The organism is Acidovorax soli, assembly GCF_014207955.1.
In the GTDB taxonomy this organism is placed as follows: domain Bacteria; phylum Pseudomonadota; class Gammaproteobacteria; order Burkholderiales; family Burkholderiaceae_C; genus Acidovorax; species Acidovorax soli_A.
Genome location: NZ_JACHLK010000008.1, coordinates 312,985 through 333,485, shown reverse-complemented (window position 1 = coordinate 333,485; position 20,501 = coordinate 312,985). Strand labels below are relative to the sequence as shown.

Here is a 20,501-nt window from a genome sequence, read left to right as displayed (position 1 = left end):
ACCCAGATCATCCCAACAAGGACCTCCGTGCAGCGAAGCCCTCGACTATAGCACTGTTTTGAGGGGCCGCGCAAGAAGTGGGAAGAAAAGTGAGAGCGGCGACAGCACGCACTGCATCCGGACCATCCCCAAAGGGGCCCTCTCTATATACAGAGAACAACGCAGAGCAGTGCATCGCAGCAGGCACGGCCAAGCCTCCCCGGGGAGCCAGGCCACCTGGCGTAGGGCCCCAGGGGGGGGCCACCACAGGGTGCCTCAGCCCCTCGACACCTGCAAAGTGCGCGGGCCCTCGATAATCCTCCCCCTATGGCACTTATCACTCTACTGGACGCCCAACTCGCATTCGGGCATGTTGCACTGCTGGACCATGCCGGCTTTTCCCTGGAAACCGGCGAGCGCGTGGGCCTGATCGGGCGCAACGGCGCCGGCAAGTCCTCGCTGCTCAAGATCCTGGGCGGCATGGCCAAGCCCGATGACGGGTCACTGCAGGCGCAGCAGGGCATCCGCATCGCCTTTGTGGCGCAGGAGCCTGCGCTGGACCCCGATGCAACGATCTTCAAGGCCGCCTCGGAAGGCCTGCAGGCCGTGATCGCCTTGCGCGACCAGTACCTGTCGGGCGCCGAGGGCCTGGACCTCGATGCCCTGCAGTCGCAGATCGAGGCCTATGACGCCTGGAACTGGGAGCAGCGCGTGGAAGAAACCCTGCAGCGCCTGCACCTGGATCCTGAGGCCATCGTGGGCAAGCTCTCGGGCGGAACGAAGAAGCGCGTCGCACTGGCCCAGGCCCTGGTGGCGCGCCCTGATGTGCTGCTGCTCGACGAGCCGACCAACCACCTGGACCTCGATTCCATCGAGTGGCTGGAGGACCTGCTGATCGACTTCCCGGGCAGCGTGGTCACCATCACCCACGACCGGGCCTTCCTGGACCGCATCGCCACGCGCATCGTGGAGCTGGACCGCGGCCAGCTGCGCTCCTACCCCGGCAACTTCGCGCAGTACCAGATCCAGAAGGAGGAGCAGCTGGCGCAGGAAGCCGTGATTGCGGCCAAGGCCGACAAGCTGCTGGCGCAGGAGGAGATCTGGATCCGCAAGGGCGTGGAAGCCCGGCGCACGCGCAGCCAGAGCCGCATCACGCGCCTGGAGCACCTGCGCGCCCGGCGCGAGGCGCGCCGTGACGTGGTGGGCAGCGTGCGCATGGACGTGGCCACGGGCAGCGGCAATGGCTACCAGGGCAAGATCGTGGCCGAGCTCACCCAGGTGGGCAAGTCGTTCGGCGACAAGACCATCGTGCACAACTTCACGGGCACCATTCTGCGCGGCGACAAGGTGGGCCTGATCGGGCCCAACGGCGCGGGCAAGACCACGTTGCTCAAGATGATCCTGGGCGAGCTGGCACCGGACACGGGCACCATCCGCCAGGGCGCCAATCTGCAGGTGGCCTACTTCGACCAGATGCGCCATGCGGTGAACCTGGACGCCACGCTGGAGGACTTCATCAGCCCCGGCAGCGAGTGGATCGAGATCGGCAACCAGCGCAAGCACGTCAAGAGCTACCTGAGCGACTTCCTGTTCTCTCCGGCACGTGCGCACTCGCCCGTGCGTTCGCTCTCGGGCGGCGAGCGCAACCGCTTGCTGCTGGCGCGCCTGTTCGCGCGGCCGGCCAATGTGCTGGTGCTCGACGAGCCCACCAACGACCTGGACATCGACACCCTGGACCTGCTCGAGGAACTGCTGGAGAACTACGAAGGCACGGTGTTCCTCGTGAGCCATGACCGCACCTTCCTGGACAACGTGGTGACCAGCACCATCGCCTTCGAGGGCAATGGCCTGTGGCGCGAATACGAGGGCGGCGTGCAGGACTGGCTGCTGCAATCGCGCCGCAGCCGCGCCGCAGCCGCTGCGGCGGCCGCGAATGCCAAGCCCGTGGCCTCGGCCAAGGAGGCCGCAGCGCCTGCGCCAGCACCGGCAGCGCCGTCCAAGACCGAGCAGACCACACGCAAGAAGCTGTCGTACAAGGAACAGCGCGAACTTGAGGCCCTGCCCGAGCGCATCGACGCCCTGGAAAAGGAACAGGCGGAACTGCAGGCCCTGCTGGCCGATGGCAGCCTCTACGCCACCGATGGCGCCCGTGCGGCCCAGCTCGCGGCCCGCTCTGCCGAGATCGACGAGGAGCTGATGGCTGCCCTGGAGCGCTGGACGGCGCTGTCGGCCTGACCCCACGGCGAAGCGGGAGGCCGCGTTGGTGTGCCTGGGGTGCGACCAGCCCAAAGGCATGCCCTGAAACCAGCGCCACCGTGGAACTGGCTTTGCCAGGCCACGGGTGGCGTCCCCCTGGGGGGATGGCGCCGAAGGCGACTCAGGGGGGTTAGATTCTGTGGTGCAGGCGATCGGTCGCGCCGCGCAGGCGCGCGACCAGGGCCGGGGCGATCTGGCCCAGCGGCAGCACCTCATCCGATGCGCCATGGGCAATGGCTTCGCGCGGCATGCCGAAGACGATGCAGGTCGCCTCGTCCTGCACGTAGTTGTAGCTGCCGGCGTCCTTCATCTCGCGCATGGCAGCGGCGCCGTCGTTGCCCATGCCCGTGAGCATGATGCCGAAGGCATTGCGCCCAACCACGGCGGCACAGGATTTGAACAGCACCTCCACCGAAGGCTTGTGGCGATTGACCGGCGGGCCATCGTCCACCACGGCCACGTAATTGGCACCGCTGCGCGCCACATGGAACTGCGTGCCGCCCGGTGCGATGTAGGCGTGGCCGGGCAGGATGCGTTCGCCGTTCACGGCTTCCTTCACCGTGATCTGGCACAGGCCGTTGAGCCGTGCCGCGAAGCTGGTGGTGAAGCCTGGTGGCATGTGCTGGGTGATCACGATGCCCGGCGAGTCGGCGGGCATGTGCACCAGCACCTCCTTGATGGCCTCGGTACCGCCCGTGGAGGCACCGATGCAGATCAGCTTTTCGGTGGACAGGCGGCCCAGCAGCGTGGTGGGGGCCGCCGGTGCCGCCGCACCCGCACCGGACGCATGTGGCGCAGATGCCGCGGCCTCGCGCGGCGCGGCGCGGCGCACCTGGGCCACGGCCGCCACGCGGATCTTGTCCACGATCTGGCTGGCCAGGTCATTGAGGCCGCTGGCCAGGCCCACCCGGGGCTTGGCCACGAAGTCGATGGCACCGAGCTCCAGGGCCTTCATGGTCACCTCGGCCCCGCGCTCGGTCAGCGTGGAGATCATCACCACCGGCATGGGCCGCAGGCGCATCAGGCGGCCGAGGAAGTCGATGCCGTCCATGCGCGGCATTTCGACGTCGAGCGTGATCACGTCCGGGTTCATTTCCCGGATCATTTCGCGCGCCACCAAGGGGTCGTTGGCTGTGCCGATGCACTCCATGTCCCGCTGCCGGTTGATGATCTCCGACAGCAGACTGCGGACCAGCGCCGAATCGTCCACCACGATCACCCGGATTTTCCTGCTCATTGTTCGCTCAGGCTTTCTTCGTCTTCATCAGTCAATCAAAACAGATCCACAGAGCCACCCGAAGTGCTCTTGGCCACCGTCGCGGCATTCCCACGCACTTCCTCCAGGGTCTCGGGATGGGCATGGGCCAGACGCTTGACCATGGCCTTGCCCGTGACCGGGAAAAACACCACCTTGCGGGGATAGATGTCCAGCACGTCCTCCGAGACGATGGGGATGCGCTCCGTGTGCAGGTAGTTGAGCACGAAGGTGGTGTTGCGTTCACCCACATTCATGGTGGTGAAATTGTGCATCACCTGCGCCCCGCCAAAGATCTTGGCCTGCATGGTTTCGCGCCGCGCGCCCAGCTTGAGCATCTCGTTGATGAGCAATTCCATGGCGTACGAGCCATAACGGCCCGAGGCATCGGCCAGGTCGCCATCGGGCAGCATGAAGTGGTTCATGCCACCGACATGGGCCCGGCTGTCCCACAGGCAGGCGGCAATGCACGAGCCCAGCACCGTCATGATGACCATGCTTTCATCGGCCACGAAATACTCGCCGGGCAGCACCTTCACGGCGTTGTGCTGGAAGTGGTGGTCCAGGTAGAAGAAGGAGGCCTCGCCGGGCTTTCTGGAACGGGCCTTGAGCTCGCTGAGCGAGGACTCGCGCGGTGCCGTGCTGGAGGCATAGATGTCCGCGCTCAGCGGTGCGATGCGTGGCGCCCGTCGGCGCTCCGGCGCTCCCGATGCGGCAGCTGCGGCACCGGGCGTGAAGGTGTTGGGCGTGGGGCCGGATTGGTAATTGGTCATGGGAGCTGTCTGGAACAAGTTCCTATGGGTGAACTGGGGAGCGGATCACCGGCGTTCATAGACCGTCTTGCCACGCAGGGTGAACAGATCGCGCGACTCGCTGAAATTCTCCGCATGCCCCACGAACAGCATGCCACCGGGCTTGAGCACGCGGTGGATGCGCTCCAGCACCTTGCGCTGGGTGGGTGCATCGAAGTAGATCATCACGTTGCGGCAGAACACCACGTCAAACGGGTCCTTGAACGGCCAGTCGTCGCGGATCAGGTTCACGCTCATGAATTCGATGGCCCGGCGCAGCTCGGGCTTGGCCCGCACCATGCCATCGTTGCCACCCTTGCCCTTCAGGAAGAACTTCTGCAGGCGCTCGGGCCCCAGCCCCTTGAGGTTGTCGAGCCGGTAGACCCCCTGGGCCGCCGTGGCCAGCACCTTGGAGTCGATGTCGCTGGCCGTGAGCTTGAAGGAGGCATTGGCCCCCAGCGCCTCGAAGGCCGTCATGACGATGGAATAAGGCTCTTCACCCGTGGAGGCCGCGTTGCACCACACCTTCCAGGGCGTGTTGGCCGGCTTGCTGCGCAGCAGCGTGGCGAAGATCTCGAAGTGGTGCTGCTCGCGGAAGAAGGCCGTGAGGTTGGTCGTGAGGGCGTTGATGAACTCCTGCCACTCGGGACCGTCGTGCTTTTCCAGCCAGCTCAGGTAGTCATGGAAGCTGTTGTACCCCGTATCGCGCAGCCTGCGCGAGAGCCGGCTGTAGACCATGGCGTGCTTGCCATCGTGCAGGCTGATGCCGGCACGCTGGTAGATCAGCGACTGCACGCGCGCGAAATCCGCGTTGGTCCATACGAATTCACGCCCCTGCGCCAGCGGGCCCGACGGTGCGGGAGCGCTGGCAGCAGCTGCGGCGGCAGCACGCGCGCCGGCCGAGGAAACACTGGTGGTCTGGGGCATCATTTTGATCATCCGCTCGGAAGTCCATTTCGCTCCAAAAGGCCTGCAGACCCCTGTCTGCAGTTTGGCTTGCGGCCATCCACCTGGCTGGGAAAGCGTTGGCGCTCTTACTCCGCCGCCGTCACCAATCCCATGTCCACGCTGGACATCAGCTTCTCGATGTCCAGCAGAATCAGCATGCGCTCACCCACCGACCCCAGCCCCAGGATGCAGCTGTTGTCGATGGCACTTTCGATGTCGGGTGCCGAGCGGATGCTCTCGGGCGTGAGTTCCATCACGTCGCTGACCGAGTCCACCACGATGCCGACCACGCGGTTGCGCAGGTTCAGGATGATGACCACCGTGAAGCTGTTGTAGTCGGCCTGCGCGCAGTTGAACTTCAGGCGCATGTCCACGATGGGCACGATGGTGCCGCGCAGGTTGGTCACGCCCTTGATGAATTCGGGCGCATTGGCGATGCGCGTCGGCGGCTCGTAGCCGCGGATCTCCTGAACCTTCAGGATGTCGATGCCGTACTCTTCCTGGTCCAGCCGGAAGGTCAGGTATTCGCGCGCACCGGTCGGCGCGCTGTCTGCAGTCTTACCGATCACACTCATGGTGCGTTCTCCTTGTTAGCTGGGCGCATGCATTCCATGGACGCATCGCACCCGAATCAGTGGCGGGCCCGGCGCACCAGGCCGCCCGTGTCCAGAATCAGCGCCACCGTGCCATCGCCCAGGATGGTGGCGCCCGAGACGTTGGGTACCTTGCGGTAGTTGGTCTCCAGATTCTTCACCACCACCTGGTGCTGGCCCAGGAGCTCGTCGACCAGCAGCGCCACGCGGCTGCCGTCCGCCTCCACCACCACCATGATGTTGCTCGACTTGTTGAGGTCGAAACGCGGCACCTGGAAGATCTTCTCCAGCGCAATGACAGGCATGTACTCGTCGCGCACCTTGACCAGCTGCGAGCCCTGGGCCACGGTGCTGACATCGTCGGCATTGACCTGGAAGGACTCCACCACCGAGGACAGCGGCAGGATGTAGACCTCGTCGCCCACACCGACCGACATGCCATCCATGATGGCCAGCGTGAGCGGCAGGCGCACCGAGACCTTCATGCCATAGCCTTCGGCGGAATCCACCTCGACCGAGCCGTTCAGGGCTGCGATGTTGCGCTTGACCACGTCCATGCCCACGCCGCGGCCCGAGACGTCGGTGACCTCTTCGGCAGTGGAGAAGCCGGGCGCGAAGATCAGCTGCCAGACGTCGGCATCGCTCATCTGGTCGGACACATCCAGGCCCCGTTCCTGCGCCTTGCGCAGGATCTTCTCGCGCGACAGGCCGCGGCCGTCGTCGCGCACCTCGATGACGATGGAGCCGCCCTGGTGCGAGGCTGACAGGGTGATGGTGCCCAGCTCGGGCTTGCCCTTGGCCAGGCGCTCGGCGGGCATCTCGATGCCATGGTCGCAGCTGTTGCGCACCAGGTGGGTCAGCGGGTCGGTGATCTTCTCGACCAGGCCCTTGTCCAGTTCGGTGGCTTCGCCCAGCGTGACCAGCTCGACCTTCTTGCCCAGCTTGTTGGCCAGGTCGCGCAGCATGCGCGGGAAGCGGCTGAACACGATGGACATCGGGATCATGCGGATCGACATCACCGATTCCTGCAGGTCCCGTGTGTTGCGGTCCAGGTCGGCCAGGCCGGCCAGCAGCTGCTGGTAGGCGCCGGCGTCCAGCCCGCGGCTGTTCTGCGCCAGCATGGCCTGGGTGATCACGAGCTCGCCCACCAGGTTGATGAGCTGGTCGACCTTGTTGACCGCGACGCGGATGGTCGTGGACTCCATCTGGGCCTGGGCCGCAGCCTTGGGCTCTGCCGCAGCCGCCGCCTTCGCCGAAGGCTTGGCGGCCGCACCGGCAGCAGGCGCCGAGGCGCTCGGGGCGCCGGGCGCGTCCGAGAAGAAACCGTAGGCCACATCGGCCCCACCGGCCGGCGGCTCGCTTTCATGGATGGCCTGGTCGGGGTCGACCTCGGCCGCAGCAGCGGCTGCGGGCGCCTCGTCGCCCTCGATGAAGCGCACATGCTCCTTGGAGACATGGAAGGCAAACAGGTCGAGCAGGTCGTCGGTGGACGAGGTGGTCTCCACCGCGAACATGCGCACGCCGGTCTGCGTGCTGGGCAGGTCGCTGATCGAGCCCAGGCCGGGGATGTCGCGGAACAGCTCCTTGATGGTGTCGGCCTGCTCGGTCTTGTCCAGCGGGCCGATGTGGATCTGCAGCTTGCGCGGCTGGCCAGGCACATGGGCCTTGGGGGCCGGGGCGGGCGCAGCCACCACCGGGGCAGGCGCTGGAGCAGGGGCGGCAACGGGTGCGGGTGCGTCCTCAGGGACCACGCCCGCGGCCAGTTCGCTGATGCGCTTGACCAGGGAGGTGGTGGACACGGCCTCGCCCTGCCCGCCGGCTTGGTGGCGCGCCAGCAGGCTGCGCGAGGCATCGGCCGATTCGAGCAGCACATCGACCATCTGCGGGATGGGCTGCAGTTCGTGGCGGCGCAGCCGGTCGAGCAGCGACTCCATCTGGTGGGTCAGCTCGGCCACATCGGAGAAGCCGAAGGTGGCGGCCCCGCCCTTGATCGAGTGCGCGCAGCGGAAGATGCCGTTGAGCTCTTCGTCGTTCGCAGCGCTCAGGTCCAGGTCGAGCAGCATCTGCTCCATCTGGTCCAGGTTCTCGCCCGCTTCTTCAAAAAAGATCTGGTAGAACTGGCTCAGATCGAAGTCAGCACCGCCTGCCCCTGATCCCTCTTGATAGCTTTCAGCCATGGTCGGCTCCTTTATACGTGGTGGTGCCCGTGCGCGCGTTTCAACGGATCACCTTCTGGATGACTTCGATCAAGCGGTTGGGATCGAACGGCTTGACCAGCCAACCGGTGGCACCGGCCGAGCGTCCCGCCTGTTTCATCTGGTCACTCGATTCGGTGGTCAGGATCAGGATGGGGATGGTCTTGAACTTGGGGTGCTCGCGCAGTTTGCGCGTGAGGCCTATGCCGTCGAGCCGGGGCATGTTCTGGTCGGCCAGCACCAGGTGGATGTCGTGGCTCTCGGCCTTTTCCAGGGCATCTTGCCCATCCACCGCCTCCACCACGTGGTAGCCGGCACCGGTGAGGGTGAAGGACACCATTTTCCGCATGGACGGTGAATCATCTACGGCAAGTATCGATTGCATTTAGGACTCCAACTGACTTGAATATATAGGTGAACCAGCGATGCCCGCTTCAAAATAGATCAATGGAACCGGCATCCATCTCGCTTTGCGTGACCGGATTGGGCCGATCCGGTGCCATTTCGGCAAACGGGGCAGCCTCCTCGCCCTCTTCATGTCCCATGGCCTCGGAGGCCAGTCGGAACGCGCAGCCCTGCAGCACCTTGGTGGTGTGCCAGATGAGCTGTGAAGCCATGTCCTGGAACTGCAGCTCGGTGACGGCACTGCGCAGCGCATCGCGCGCGGCCGCCAGCTCGGGCGAATCCGCCACGAAGGCATCGTTCAGGACCGCATTGGCTTCGCCAAAGCGCTCCAGCAGGTTGTCCGTGGCATGGTTCAACAAGCCTTCCAGGCGGTGCAGGTCGTGCATGACGACCAGCAGGGAATCCTGCAGTTCTGCTGCCACCATGACCGGAACCTGAACTGCCGGCCCAGTTGATGTTGATAGCGTAGATTGCATTGTTTCTCCATAGCAACAAGCAGACCAGGGTCCGGGCCTTGTAACAGGCAGCCCGCGCTGGCAGACCCCGCCAACCCTTGCAAAAACCCCGACATTGCGTTCTATTGGACGATAGCCTTCTCACCCACCCTACAGGGACAAACACCGCTTGTTTGTTCCAATTTGTATCCTATGATAGCGCTCATATGGTCATGACAGTAGCAGGCCATCCCTTACGCCTTCTGCACCTGGAGGATTCGCTGGCAGACCATGTTCTTGCCAGGCTCACTTTGCAGCGTGCCAAGCTCGATTGCAGCCTCCAGCAGGTCGATACCCTGCAGGAATTTTGCGACCTTACCCGCAGCGAGTCCTTTGATTTGATCCTTGCCGACTACAGACTGCAAGGATTCACTGCGCTCGACGCATGGGCGCATGTGGCTAAATTAGCAACACCGGTGCCCTTTGTACTGCTGTCCGGGGCGATTGGCGAGGCCGCGGCCGTGGATGCCATGCGCCTGGGCTTCTCCGACTACCTGCTAAAGGATGACATTGCCCGCCTGCCGCATGTGGTCACCCGGGCCATCGAGGTGCACCAGGCGCGCCAGGACCGCGAACGCGCCGTGGCCGAGCTGGCGGCCTCCCAGCAGCGCCTGGCGGAACTCACCGAGCACCTGCAGACCTCCATCGAACAGGAACGCGCCTCCATTGCGCGGGAGATCCATGACGACATCGGCGGCGCGCTCACCGCCGTGCGCGTGGACCTGGCCTGGATCGGCCGGCACGCCGAGGACCCGGCCACACAGGACCACCTGGCCAGTGCTTCGGACATGTTGCAACACGCCATCGGTGCCAGCCAGCGCATCATGATGAACCTGCGCCCGCCCATCCTGGAGCAGGGGCTGGTCGCGGCGGTACAGTGGCTGGCGGCAGGCTTCGAGCGCCGCAGCGCCGTGCGCACCCAGGTCACGGCCAGCGGCGAGGCGATCGACGTGCCCGGCGATGTCCGGCTGGTGGCCTACCGCACGGCGCAGGAGGCGCTGACCAACATCGCCAAATACGCCCAGGCTGGCAAGGTGCATATCGATCTGTCCGATCATGAAGGGGTGCTGACCGTGGAGATAGCCGATGATGGCTGCGGCTTCGACGTCGCGCAACTGGCCGACAAGCCCAAGGCCTTCGGGATCAAGGGCCTGCACGAGCGCGCGCGCACGGTGGGCGGCTGGCTCGATGTCAGCACCCAGCCGGGCAAGGGAACCTGCCTCACACTGTCGATACCGCTGGCCGCCTCGGAGCAGCCCGCCCACCCTGGAGATGTCTGGTGATCAACGTCGTTCTGTGCGATGACCATGCCGTGCTCAGACGCGGCATCCGCGATACGCTCATCGAGGCCACCGACATCAAGGTGACCGGCGAGGCCGGCGGCTATGCCGAGCTGCGCGAGGTGCTGCGCACCGCCCCTTGCGACGTGTTGCTGCTCGATCTGAACATGCCCGGCCGCGGCGGACTGGAAGTGCTGGCCACGCTGCGCGAGACGCATTCCACCATCAAGGTGCTGGTGGTGTCGATGTACCCCGAGGACCAGTATGCGCTGCGCTGCCTCAAGGCCGGCGCCCAGGGCTATGCGAACAAGGCCTCCGACCCGGCGGAGCTGATCAACGCGGTGCGGGTGGTGATGCAGGGCCGCAAGTACCTGACGGCCGAAGTGGCGCAGATGCTGGCCGAAAGCCTGGCCCAGCCGGTGCTGGAGAGCCCCCACGCCACGCTGTCCGAGCGCGAGCTGCAGACGCTGATCAAGATCGCCTCGGGCCGGCGCCTGGCGGACATTGCCGAAGAATTGATGCTCAGCCCCAAGACCGTGAGCGTCTACCGCTCGCGCGTGCTCGAAAAGCTCAAGCTCTCCAACAACGCTGAACTCACGGTCTACGCCATCCGCAATCAGCTGGTGTAGCCCCCACCCCGCCGGCTACCGCTGGCTGGAGAAGAGGTCGATGGATTGCTGCATCAATGTGAGGATGGGCTGCTCCAGCATGGGCAGGGTGGCGGCGATGCCCAGCAGGCCCACGGTGAGCGTGACCGGGAAGCCCACCGCATAGATGTTCATCTGCGGCGCCACGCGCGAGATGATGCCCATGGCCAGGTTGACGAACAGCAGCAGCGCGATCATGGGCAGGGCGATCCACAGGGCGCTGGAAAACAGCGATGTGCCCAGCTCGTACAGCCGCATCTGGCCGATGGCCTGCAGGAAGTTGCCGTTCACGGGAAAGCGGTCGAAGCTCTTGACCACGGCCATGATGACCATCAGGTGGCCATTGATGACAATGAACAGCAGCGTGGACATGTGCCCGAAGAAGCGCGCCACAGCACTCACCTGGCCGTTGCTGGCGGGGTCGAAGAAGGAAGCGAAGTTCAGGCCCATCTGCAGGCCGATCATTTCACCGGCCAGCTCCACCGAGGCGAACACCAGGCGCACCGAGAACCCGATGGCCAGGCCCACGGCCACCTGCTGGGCCACGGCCCCCAGGGCTTCGCGCCCATTGATGTCGATCACGGGCGGGGCGGGCAGCACGGCCTGGGCCGACACCGCCACGAAGAAGGCCAGCCCGATCTTCACGCGCATGGGGATCGCGCGCATGGAAAACACCGGCGCCACGGAAAACATCGCCAGCACCCGGAGAAACGGCCACAGGATGGGCGATATCCAGGCCACCAGCTGGGCCTCGGTGAAGGTGATCACGGGCGGGACAGGGGCTGGCTGCGCTAGCCGACCACCGAAGGAATCGATTCGATGGTGCGGCGGATGTAGTCGACCAGGGTGCTGATCATCCACGGCCCGGCGATTGCGAACACCACCATCGCGGCGATCAGCTTGGGCACGAAGGCCAGCGTGGCCTCATGGATCTGCGTCACGGCCTGGAAGATGCTCACCACCAGGCCCACGGCCATCACCACCCCGAGCACCGGCATGGCGATCATCAGCAACAGCGTCAGGGCATCACGCCCCATGGTCAGGACCATCTGTGAAGTCATGGCAAATCCTTCAGGCGTTCATTGCGCAGCGCACCGCCCACCACGCATGCAACTGGCGCGGCCCAGGCCAGCGCTCCCGTGCATGGGCCGCCCCGCCGCACTGGGAGCGTCCCCCTCCCGCTTCGCGCAGCGATGCGAGAGAGGGGTGAAGGCGCGCAGCGCCTCAGGGGGTGCCTCATCATGTTGCAAAACTCGCAGCCAGCGAGCCGATCAGCAGGTTCCAGCCATCGGCCAGCACAAACAGCATGAGCTTGAACGGCAGCGCCACCAGCACCGGCGACAGCATCATCATGCCCAGCGACATGAGGATGCTGGAGACCACCATGTCGATCACCAGGAACGGGATGAAGATCATGAAGCCGATCTGGAACGCGGACTTGAGCTCGCTGGTCACGAAGGCCGGCACCAGCACCCGGAACGGTGCCGTCTCGGCCGTCACCTCGGGGGCCAGCCGGGCCAGGCGCGCGAACAGCGCAAAGTCCGACTGCCGGGTCTGTTTGAGCATGAACTCGCGCATCGGCGCCTCGGCCCGGTCCACCGCCTGCTCGAAGGTGATGGCATTGGTGGTGTAGGGCACATAGGCTTCCTTGTGCACCCGGTCGAAGGTCGGCCCCATGACGAAGAAGGTCAGGAACAGCGACAGGCCGATGATCACCTGGTTGGGCGGTGCCGACTGCGTGCCCAGCGCCTGGCGCAGCAGCGACAGCACGATGACGATGCGCGTGAACCCCGTCATCAGCAGCAGGATGGCCGGCAGAAAGGACAGGGCCGTGAAGAACAGCAGTGTCTGGATCGGCACCGAGTAGCTTGAGCCGCCGCTGCCGGAGCCGATCAGCACGGGCAGGGTTCCCGGAGCCGAGGGCGCGGCGCCAGTCTGCGCCAGGGCCGGCACCTGCCAGGCCAGGAGCCCGATGGCAGCCAGCGCGGCCAGGCGCGCGGCGCGCGGCAGCATCGCAGGGCGCGCCAGGTCAGACATGCGGCTCCTTGCGCGCCTCGGCGGCCGCCATTTCGCGGGCAAAGGCGGACGCATCGGGCGCCACCACCGGCAGGGCAGCCGGTACGGCATTGGCGGACGGAGCGGCCAGTACATGCAGGCAGGTGACCTGCTGCGCCGTGACACCGAGCACCAGCCAGGTGCGCGCGCCCTCGGGCCCGACCTCGACGGTGACCACCTTTTGCTGGGGCCCCACGGCCACGGCCGAGAGCACGCGCGACGCGGCGCCTGCCGGCAGGCCGCCGCTCGCCTGGTGCTGCTGCAGCCGCTTGATGAGCCAGGGCAGGCAGGCCATGGCCCCCACGAACAGGACGACGACGACCAGCGTCTGGGTCATCCCCATGGCGTTGCCCCCGTCAGCCACGGCTCACGCGCCGCAGCCGCTCCGAAGGCGTCACCACGTCCGTCAGGCGGATACCGAATTTGTCGTTCACCACCACCACCTCGCCCTGGGCGATCAGGTAGCCGTTGACGAGCACGTCCATGGGTTCGCCGGCCAGCGCATCGAGCTCGACCACCGAGCCCTGCGCCAGTTGCAGGATGTACTTGATCGGCACCTTGGTGCGACCCAGTTCCACGGACAGCTGGACGGGGATGTCCAGCACCATGTTGATGTCGTTGACGGTGCCGTCGCTGTTGGTCGACGAGGACGACGGGCGCACCGCATCGCCGGACAGCGGGCCGCCCTGCTCGGCATCGCCCGGTTTGGCGTCCGAGCTCTTTTGCTCTTCGAGCGCTTCGGCCCAGCCGGCAAACGGGTCCTCGGCCGCAGCGTCCTTGTTGTTCTCGTCTTCAGTTGACATCTTTTTCTCCCAGCCAGCTCATGTCCGAATTGCGCAGACACTCTTCGATACGGATGGCATATTTCGAATTGTGGGTCCCATACTGGCACTCAAAGATGGGAACACCGCCAATGGAGGCGCGGATGCGCGGCTCCCGGTCGAGCTCGATGAAATCACCGGGCTTCATCGCCAGCAGTTGCTCCACCGTGGCGTCGGCCTTGGCCAGCTCGGCCACCAGCACCACCTCGGCCGCCTGGATCTCGCGCGTAAGCACCCGCACCCAGCGCCGGTCCACCTCGATGGAGTCGCCCTGAGTCGACGAGTAGAGCACGTCGCGGATGGGCTCCAGCGTGGCATAGGGCATGCAGACGTGGATGGCGCCCGACAGGTCGCCGATTTCCAGCTGGAACGCGGTCGACACCACGATCTCGCTGGGCGTGGCAATGTTGGCGAACTGGGGCTGCATCTCCGAGCGCTGGTAGTCGAGCTCCAGCGGGTAGATGCCCTGCCAGGCCTTCTTGTACTCGGCGCAGATCACATCGACCAGCCGGTTGATCACGCGCTGCTCGGTGGGCGAGAAATCACGCCCCTCGATGCGCGTCTGGAACTTGCCCACCCCGCCGTACAGCGTGTCGATGATGCCGAACACCAGCGAGGGCTCGCAGACGATCAGGCCGCTGCCGCGCAGCGGGCGGATGGCCACGATGTTGAAGTTGGTCGGCACGGCCAGCTCGCGCAGGAAGGCGCTGTAGCGCTGCACCGACACGGTGCCCACCGAAATCTCGGGGCTGCGGCGGATGAAGTTGAACAGGCCGATACGGAAGTTGCGCGCAAACCGCTCGTTGACGATTTCCATCGTCGGCATGCGGCCGCGAACGATGCGTTCCTGGCTCGAAATGTCGTAGTTGCGTACCGACCCCGATTCGGCCACTTCCTCGACGGACTTCTGGCTCTCGCCCGTGACGCCTTCGAGAAGGGCATCAACCTCTTCCTGCGATAGGAATGAATCACTCATGGCAGGATTGTCCTTGCGTCACTGGATGATGAAGCTGGAGAAAAGAATGCCTTGCACCGGATTCTTCGGCGGCTTGCGCACGGGGCGGTCGTCCTCATCCTCGTCCTCGGCCGAGGCGGCGCGCTTGGGCCGGTCGCGCGGCACGGTGTAGCCGAGCGGGCGCGAGACCTCGCGCAGAATGTCCTTGGCGAGTTTTTCCTTGCCCTCGCGCGCCAGCAGCTCCCCGGAAGTGCGCTGGGAGACCAGCAGCAGCACGCTGCTGCGGATGGAAGGCAGGTAGAGCTTGATCTGCTCGGCCGTCTTGGCATCAGCCACCTCGACCGTGATGCCGATCTGCGCGAACCGGTCGCCCCCCGGGTCGGCCAGGTTGACCACCATGTTCTCGAAGGGCAGGAAGGTCGGCGGCGTCTTGGCCGTCTGGTGGGCCGGCTCCGCCGCAGCGGCCTCTTCCTCATCGCCGGCAGGTTTCTTCTTGCCCAGCAGGAAGAAGGCCGCAGCGCCCCCGATGCCCAGCACGAGCACCAGAGCGACCACGATGATCAGCATCTTCTTGCTTTTGGGCTTCTCCTTGGCCGGAGCGGCAGCGTTGGCAGACACGTGGCTGGTTCCTTAGATGGGATTCGGTGGTGGCACCCCGCGGTCGACGGCGCCACCTGCGGATGCCCCGATTGTGGCGCAGCTGCCGACCCGATAATAGCCAGAATACATACCGAAAACCATGGCATTCAGCGTGCCACGGGGGTGCCATGGCGCCTGCGGCCATGCGCCCCTGTGCCCGGGCGTGTCAGACGAAGACGTCGACCCCGCTGCTGCGCGTGCTGCTACCCGCCAGCCGCTGGCTCACATCCGCGGGGCCTGCGACCTTGACCGTGGCCTGCTGGCCCTCCCCGGCACGGCCATCGCGCTGCTGCCCGCCATCGCCCGCTGCCGCACCCTGCCCGCCCGAGGTGCCCACCGTCATGCCCGACAGGACCAGGCCTTCGCCGCGCAGCAGGTCGCTCAGTTGCGCCATGCTCTGGTCCAGCAGCGTGCGGGTCTGCTCCTGGTCGCTGCGGAAGCTCACATGGGCTTCGTTGCCCGACAGGGACACGGTCACCGCCAGGGGCTGGCCGTCCCGGTTCAGGGTCATTTCGGCGTTCTGGCTCTTCTGGTTGGCCCAGTAGGTCACCTGCTCCGCCAACTGCTCTTCCATGCTGGCCTGGGCCAGTTCGTCAAAGCCCGGCGCACCCGAGGTGCCGTCCACGGAATAGGTGGAAGAGGTATCCGCGCCGGCCTCGGCCAGCCCGCCCGCCCCGCCCTGCGCGGAGGAATCCCCGCCGCCCGCATCCGCACCGCTGCGCGCACTGGTCGCCGCCACGGCGGCTGCCGGGTCCTGGCCCGCCAGGGCGGCCGCATCCAGGCCTGCCGCGCCCAGGTTGTCGCCCAGGGCGCGGTGCGTGCCTGCGCCCACCTCGCGCACCAGCGCCGCCAGGGCAGGGGATGCCGCCGACAGGTCGGTGGTGGTCGATGCCGCCTGCTTCGCATCGACCCGGCCACCCGTGCGTGCCGCCAGCGCATCGCCCGCACCACCCGCAAGGCCGGTGCCGGCCTCCCCACCGCCACGCTGCAGCGCCGCCGCATGCATGCGCGAGAACTGGCGGCCGAATCCCATGGTGGCGGTGGAGGGCGTCTGGGCACCCTGTGCCCCACCATCCAGCGCGGCAGTCTGTGCCACCAGGCCATCGGTGGCCAGCAGGCGGCCGTTGAGGGCCGCGGCCGCATCGGCGTCCTGCCCGAGGCCTGCCAGGGCACCGCGTGCCGCTCCACCCCAACCCACCGTGGACAGGCCCGAGGCCGCGCCATCACTCCCCGCGGCGACAGCGCCCTGCCCCACCAGCCCTTGCCATTGCTGGGCCGCCATGCTGTCCGCCGCGGCCAGGGCCTGGAATCCCGCCAGCGCCGACGGGTCGCCCAGGTTCTGCGCGAGCAGGGAAGCGTCCCCGGCACCAGGGTCCGCCGCCAGCGGGTCCCCCTCGATCAGTTCCGGGTCCTGTGCGGCCAGCAGGGCCAGGAAGCTGCCAGCCTGCGCGGCACCCGCCCCTGCGGCATCGTCCGTCGTGCCCTTCTGGGCGGTGTGTTGGCGTGTACGGGCCGCTTGTGGAGACTGGGTTCCCTGCGGGGTGGATATGCGTGCTTGTTCCATGGTCAAAACTCCTGCCCTGTCGTCCTATCGATCGTTCACCCGGCGGCTGTACTGCATCGCCGCCCGCTCATCGGTCTGCTTCTGGTCCATGCGGGCCTGGGCCCGCTCCAGCTCCAGGCGCCGCGCCTCCAGCACCTTGCGCAGGCTGGCCAGGCGCAATTCGGTCTCCATCAGCGTGCGCTGCGCCCGCTCCACGCGCACCGCCTGGTCGCCGACCACACTGGTCTGCAGGCCGGCCGCATGGTCCAGGCGGCCCATGAACTGGTAGTGGTGGAACATCACCTCGGGCTTGACGGTGGTGTCCGCCTGCATGCCCCAGCGCTGCTCGGTCTCGCGCGCATAGTCCTGCAGCTGGCTCAGCTGTGCCTGTGCTGCCTGCTGCACGGCCTGGGCCTCGCGCAGCGCCTGGCGGGCCTCGTCGCGCTTGCGCGAAGCGATCTCGACGGCGACGATGAGTGCATTGAGCGCGGACATGGGGCAGCCTCGGTGTGCTTACTGGTCGAGCACCATGGCCATGGCATTCACGCTCTGGTCCATGGTGGATGCCTCGAACATGTCCTGCTGCAGAAAGGCCGCCATCTGCGGCTGCAGGCGGATGGCCTCGTCCAGCGCGGGGTCGGAGCCGCTCATGTACGCCCCCACCTGCACCAGGTCGCGGCTCTTCTGGTAGCGCGAGTACACGGCGCGAAAGCGCCGCGCCACGTCGAAGTGGCCACGCGAGACGACGTTGTGCATCACGCGCGACGCCGATTGCTCGATATCGATGGCAGGGAAATGCCCGGACTCGGCCAGCGCGCGTGACAGCACGAAGTGCCCGTCCAGGATGGCGCGCGCGGCATCGGCGATAGGATCCTGCTGGTCGTCGCCCTCCGACAGCACGGTGTAGAAAGCGGTGATCGAGCCCACGCCATGCAGGCCGTTGCCGCTGCGTTCGACCAGCGCCGGCAGCTTGGCAAAGCACGAGGGCGGGTAGCCCTTGGTGGCCGGCGGTTCGCCGATGGCCAGTGCGATCTCGCGCTGCGCCATGGCATAGCGGGTCAGCGAATCCATGAGCAGCAGCACATGCTTGCCCTTGTCGCGAAAGTGTTCGGCCACGGCGGTGGCGTAGGCAGCGCCCTGCATGCGCAGCAGCGGCGGCGCATCGGCCGGGGCGGCCACGACAACGGAGCGCGCACGGCCCTCCGCACCCAGGATGTCTTCGACGAATTCCTTGACCTCACGGCCCCGCTCGCCGATGAGGCCCACCACGATCACGTCGGCCGCGGTGTAGCGGGCCATCATGCCCAGCAGCACGCTCTTGCCCACGCCCGAGCCGGCAAACAGGCCCAGGCGCTGGCCCCGGCCCACGGTGAGCAGGGCATTGATGGCGCGCACGCCCGTGTCCAGCGGCAGGCGCACCGGGTCGCGGTCCATGGCATTGATCTGGCGGCGGTCCATGGGTTCGGACACCACGTCCTGGATGGGGCCGCCATGGTCCAGCGGAATGCCCTGGGAATCCACCACCCGCCCCAGCAGGCCATCGCCCATGGGCAGGCGCAGCACGCCGGCCTTCTGGCTTGCGCGCGAGGCCTCCCCCAGGCGGGGAGATGCCACATAGGGCGCCGCCGGCACCACACTGGCGCCGCTGGACAGGCCGTGGATATCGCCCGCGGGCATCAGAAAAGCCCGGTCGGCGGAAAAGCCCACCACCTCGGCCAGCACCGGCGTGTGGCCCGGCATCTGCACCATGCACTGCGAGCCCACGGGCACGCGGATGCCCGCGGCTTCGAGCACCAGGCCGGTCAGCTTGGTCAGGGTACCGCGCGTCTCCAGCGGTGCACGGGTGCGCACGCGCTCGCGTGCGTCGTCCATGAACTGCGTCCAGGCGTTGTCGGCGGGGGCATCAACGCTCATCGCCGCTCTCCTGCCAAGGGGACTCCAGGCCCAGCGAGGCGATGGCGCGCTCCCAGCGTTTGCTGACGCTGCCATCGACCACCGTGCCGCCGGATTCGACCAGGCAGCCGCCTGCGGGGATGGCCGCATCGGCCATCCACTGGATGCCGGCGCCCAATTCCTCGCGCAGTGGCTGCTCCACGGCCCTCATGTCCGCCGGGTTCAGGCGCACCAGGGCGGGCCTGCCCTCGGCCACCAGCATGCCCACGGCCTCGCGGACCACGGGCTCGAGCACGTCGGGGCTGACCGAGAGTTCGCGCCGCACCACCTCGCGGGCGATGTCGCAGGCCAGCGCCAGCACGTCCTGCGCCATGCGCTGCTGCATGGCGCTCAACGATTCTTCGAGGGACCTCACGACACTGGCGATGCTCTGGGACATCTCCTGCGCCTGGCCGGCCACATAGTCGTCCATGCGCTGCTGCCATTCGAGCGCGGTGTCGGACTGGCCCTGCGCCAGGCCCTGGGAAAACGCGGCATCGCAGGCCTGCTGCACCAGGGCCAGCTGCGCGGCTTCCACCTCGGCGGGATCGGGGGGCGGCGGCTCGGGCTCCGGCAGCACCTCCGGTTCGGGCTCCTCCGGTTCGGAGCCGTCCACGGCGCCGAACTTCCATTGCGTGACCACCCCCACCTCTTCGCTGGGGATGAAGCGCGAGTAGGAGCGTTGGCTAGACGAAGGCATCGTCGCCACCACCACCGATCACGATCTGGCCTTCGTCGGACAGGCGGCGGATCGTCTTGAGGATTTCCTTTTGCTGCGCTTCCACTTCGGACAGGCGCATCGGGCCGCGCGATTCCAGGTCTTCGCGCAGGGCTTCGGCCGCGCGCGAGGACATGTTGGACAGGAACTTGTCGCGCAACTCGGGCACGGCCCCCTTGAGCGCGACGATGAGCGTCTCCGACGCCACTTCCTTGAGCACGGCCTGGATGGCGGTGTTGTCAAGCTTGAGCACGTCTTCGAACACGAACATCTTGTCCATGATCTTCTGCGCCAGGTCGGGGTCGTAGCCGCGGATGGACTCGATCACCACGGCATCCATGTTGGAGCCCAGCAGGTTGATGATCTCGGCCGCGGCCTTGACGCCGCCCAGCGAGCTCTTGCGGATCTTGTCGCCGCCGGCGAGCACCTTGAACAGCACCTCGTTGAGGTCCTTGAGCGCCGTGGGCTGGATGCCTTCGAGCGTGGCCACGCGCAGCAGGATCTCGCTGCGCTGGCGGTCGGTCAGGTGCATCAGGATGCCCGAGGCCTGCTCGCTGTCCAGGTGCACCAGGATGGCCGCAACGATCTGGGGGTGCTCGTTGCGCAGCAGCTCGGCCACCGACAGCGGGTCCATCCACTTGAGGCTTTCGATGCCGGAGACGTCGCCCCCCTGCAGGATGCGGTCGATCAGCAGCGAGGCCTTGTCGTCGCCCAGGGCGCGCTTGAGCACGGCGCGCACGTAGTTGCCGGTGTCGGACACCAGCAGGCTCTGCGCGGCAGCGGCGTCGGCAAAGCGGTTGATGACGCTGTCCACCTTTTCGCGCGACACCGATTTCATGCGCGCGATGGTCTCGCCCAGCTTCTGGACCTCCTTGGGCGAGAGGTGCTTGAAGACTTCGGCAGCCTCCTCCTCGCCGAGGGACATCAGCATGATGGCTGCGTCGTTGAGACCTTGTTCATCCATGGGCTATCCAAGCATGTGAAGCTGCGACGGG

23 protein-coding genes are annotated in these 20,501 nt (G+C 66.5%); 3 read left to right on the top strand and 20 right to left on the bottom strand.

Annotated elements, in window-relative coordinates:
* Nucleotides 1-306: 306 nt before the first annotated feature.
* The gene (locus tag HNP48_RS20930) at nt 307-2,214 is read left to right on the top strand and encodes an ATP-binding cassette domain-containing protein (RefSeq protein ID WP_184860618.1); all 1,908 of its coding nucleotides are present in this window, start codon (nt 307-309) and stop codon (nt 2,212-2,214) included.
* 151 nt (nt 2,215-2,365) lie between these two features.
* On the opposite strand, the gene HNP48_RS20925 is transcribed toward HNP48_RS20930, so the two are convergent.
* The 8 genes from HNP48_RS20925 to HNP48_RS35410 all read right to left on the bottom strand — a co-directional run bounded on the left by HNP48_RS20925 (nt 2,366) and on the right by HNP48_RS35410 (nt 9,281).
* A complete protein-coding gene (locus tag HNP48_RS20925) occupies nt 2,366-3,472 on the bottom strand; it encodes a chemotaxis response regulator protein-glutamate methylesterase (RefSeq protein ID WP_184860616.1) in 1,107 nt (368 codons plus the stop codon).
* Between the two features lie 35 nt (nt 3,473-3,507).
* The gene (cheD, locus tag HNP48_RS20920; RefSeq protein WP_311773846.1) at nt 3,508-4,263 is read right to left on the bottom strand and encodes a chemoreceptor glutamine deamidase CheD; all 756 of its coding nucleotides are present in this window, start codon (nt 4,261-4,263) and stop codon (nt 3,508-3,510) included.
* Nucleotides 4,264-4,308: 45 nt separating this feature from the next.
* Nucleotides 4,309-5,208, bottom strand: coding sequence for a CheR family methyltransferase (locus HNP48_RS20915; protein WP_409362574.1), 900 nt, complete (start codon nt 5,206-5,208; stop codon nt 4,309-4,311).
* A 107-nt stretch (nt 5,209-5,315) separates the two neighbouring features.
* On the bottom strand, nt 5,316-5,804 hold the full coding sequence (locus HNP48_RS20910; protein WP_184860612.1) for a chemotaxis protein CheW: 489 nt from the start codon (nt 5,802-5,804) through the stop codon (nt 5,316-5,318).
* Between the two features lie 56 nt (nt 5,805-5,860).
* Nucleotides 5,861-7,999: a chemotaxis protein CheW gene (locus HNP48_RS20905; RefSeq protein WP_184860610.1), complete on the bottom strand. Its 2,139-nt coding sequence runs from the start codon at nt 7,997-7,999 to the stop codon at nt 5,861-5,863.
* A 40-nt stretch (nt 8,000-8,039) separates the two neighbouring features.
* Complete coding sequence (locus HNP48_RS20900) at nt 8,040-8,402, bottom strand: response regulator (RefSeq protein ID WP_007853722.1); 363 nt, start codon at nt 8,400-8,402, stop codon at nt 8,040-8,042.
* 49 nt (nt 8,403-8,451) lie between these two features.
* Entirely contained in the window at nt 8,452-8,898 is a 447-nt protein-coding gene (locus HNP48_RS20895) for a hypothetical protein (protein WP_184860608.1), read from the bottom strand.
* Nucleotides 8,899-9,110: 212 nt separating this feature from the next.
* Entirely contained in the window at nt 9,111-9,281 is a 171-nt protein-coding gene (locus HNP48_RS35410; protein ID WP_260420317.1) for a hypothetical protein, read from the bottom strand.
* Here HNP48_RS35410 and HNP48_RS20890 point away from each other — a divergent pair.
* On the top strand, nt 9,213-10,199 hold the full coding sequence (locus tag HNP48_RS20890) for an ATP-binding protein (protein ID WP_260420316.1): 987 nt from the start codon (nt 9,213-9,215) through the stop codon (nt 10,197-10,199). The two genes, HNP48_RS35410 and HNP48_RS20890, sit on opposite strands and share 69 nt — an antisense overlap.
* A complete protein-coding gene (locus HNP48_RS20885; RefSeq protein WP_184860606.1) occupies nt 10,196-10,825 on the top strand; it encodes a response regulator in 630 nt (209 codons plus the stop codon). The genes HNP48_RS20890 and HNP48_RS20885 overlap by 4 nt, the downstream gene beginning before the upstream one ends.
* Before the next feature lie 15 nt (nt 10,826-10,840).
* Here the strand turns inward: HNP48_RS20885 and fliR are convergent, their stop codons facing one another.
* The 12 genes from fliR to fliG all read right to left on the bottom strand — a co-directional run bounded on the left by fliR (nt 10,841) and on the right by fliG (nt 20,470).
* Nucleotides 10,841-11,611, bottom strand: a complete 771-nt coding sequence (gene fliR, locus HNP48_RS20880; protein ID WP_184860604.1) for a flagellar biosynthetic protein FliR — start codon at nt 11,609-11,611, stop codon at nt 10,841-10,843.
* 23 nt (nt 11,612-11,634) lie between these two features.
* Nucleotides 11,635-11,904, bottom strand: a complete 270-nt coding sequence (gene fliQ / locus HNP48_RS20875; protein ID WP_007853732.1) for a flagellar biosynthesis protein FliQ — start codon at nt 11,902-11,904, stop codon at nt 11,635-11,637.
* A gap of 178 nt (nt 11,905-12,082) precedes the next feature.
* Nucleotides 12,083-12,880, bottom strand: coding sequence for a flagellar type III secretion system pore protein FliP (gene fliP / locus HNP48_RS20870; RefSeq protein ID WP_184860602.1), 798 nt, complete (start codon nt 12,878-12,880; stop codon nt 12,083-12,085).
* Nucleotides 12,873-13,235: a flagellar biosynthetic protein FliO gene (locus HNP48_RS20865; RefSeq protein WP_184860659.1), complete on the bottom strand. Its 363-nt coding sequence runs from the start codon at nt 13,233-13,235 to the stop codon at nt 12,873-12,875. The genes fliP and HNP48_RS20865 overlap by 8 nt, the downstream gene beginning before the upstream one ends.
* A gap of 19 nt (nt 13,236-13,254) precedes the next feature.
* Nucleotides 13,255-13,701: a flagellar motor switch protein FliN gene (fliN, locus tag HNP48_RS20860; RefSeq protein WP_184860600.1), complete on the bottom strand. Its 447-nt coding sequence runs from the start codon at nt 13,699-13,701 to the stop codon at nt 13,255-13,257.
* Nucleotides 13,691-14,695 (bottom strand): flagellar motor switch protein FliM, encoded by a 1,005-nt coding sequence (gene fliM / locus HNP48_RS20855; protein ID WP_184860598.1) that lies wholly within the window; start codon nt 14,693-14,695, stop codon nt 13,691-13,693. Before fliM ends, fliN begins: the two co-directional genes overlap by 11 nt.
* 18 nt (nt 14,696-14,713) lie before the next feature.
* Nucleotides 14,714-15,292 carry a flagellar basal body-associated FliL family protein gene (fliL, locus tag HNP48_RS20850; protein ID WP_184860596.1) on the bottom strand — a complete coding sequence of 193 codons (579 nt, stop codon included), beginning with the start codon at nt 15,290-15,292 and terminating at the stop codon, nt 14,714-14,716.
* 187 nt (nt 15,293-15,479) lie between these two features.
* On the bottom strand, nt 15,480-16,877 hold the full coding sequence (locus HNP48_RS35405) for a flagellar hook-length control protein FliK (RefSeq protein ID WP_260420308.1): 1,398 nt from the start codon (nt 16,875-16,877) through the stop codon (nt 15,480-15,482).
* 24 nt (nt 16,878-16,901) lie between these two features.
* Nucleotides 16,902-17,351, bottom strand: a complete 450-nt coding sequence (gene fliJ / locus HNP48_RS20840; protein ID WP_184860594.1) for a flagellar export protein FliJ — start codon at nt 17,349-17,351, stop codon at nt 16,902-16,904.
* Nucleotides 17,352-17,369: 18 nt separating this feature from the next.
* Nucleotides 17,370-18,770 (bottom strand): flagellar protein export ATPase FliI, encoded by a 1,401-nt coding sequence (fliI, locus tag HNP48_RS20835; protein ID WP_184860592.1) that lies wholly within the window; start codon nt 18,768-18,770, stop codon nt 17,370-17,372.
* Nucleotides 18,760-19,488, bottom strand: coding sequence for a flagellar assembly protein FliH (locus HNP48_RS20830; protein WP_184860590.1), 729 nt, complete (start codon nt 19,486-19,488; stop codon nt 18,760-18,762). Before HNP48_RS20830 ends, fliI begins: the two co-directional genes overlap by 11 nt.
* On the bottom strand, nt 19,475-20,470 hold the full coding sequence (gene fliG, locus HNP48_RS20825) for a flagellar motor switch protein FliG (RefSeq protein WP_184860588.1): 996 nt from the start codon (nt 20,468-20,470) through the stop codon (nt 19,475-19,477). Before fliG ends, HNP48_RS20830 begins: the two co-directional genes overlap by 14 nt.
* Nucleotides 20,471-20,501 lie beyond the last annotated feature (31 nt).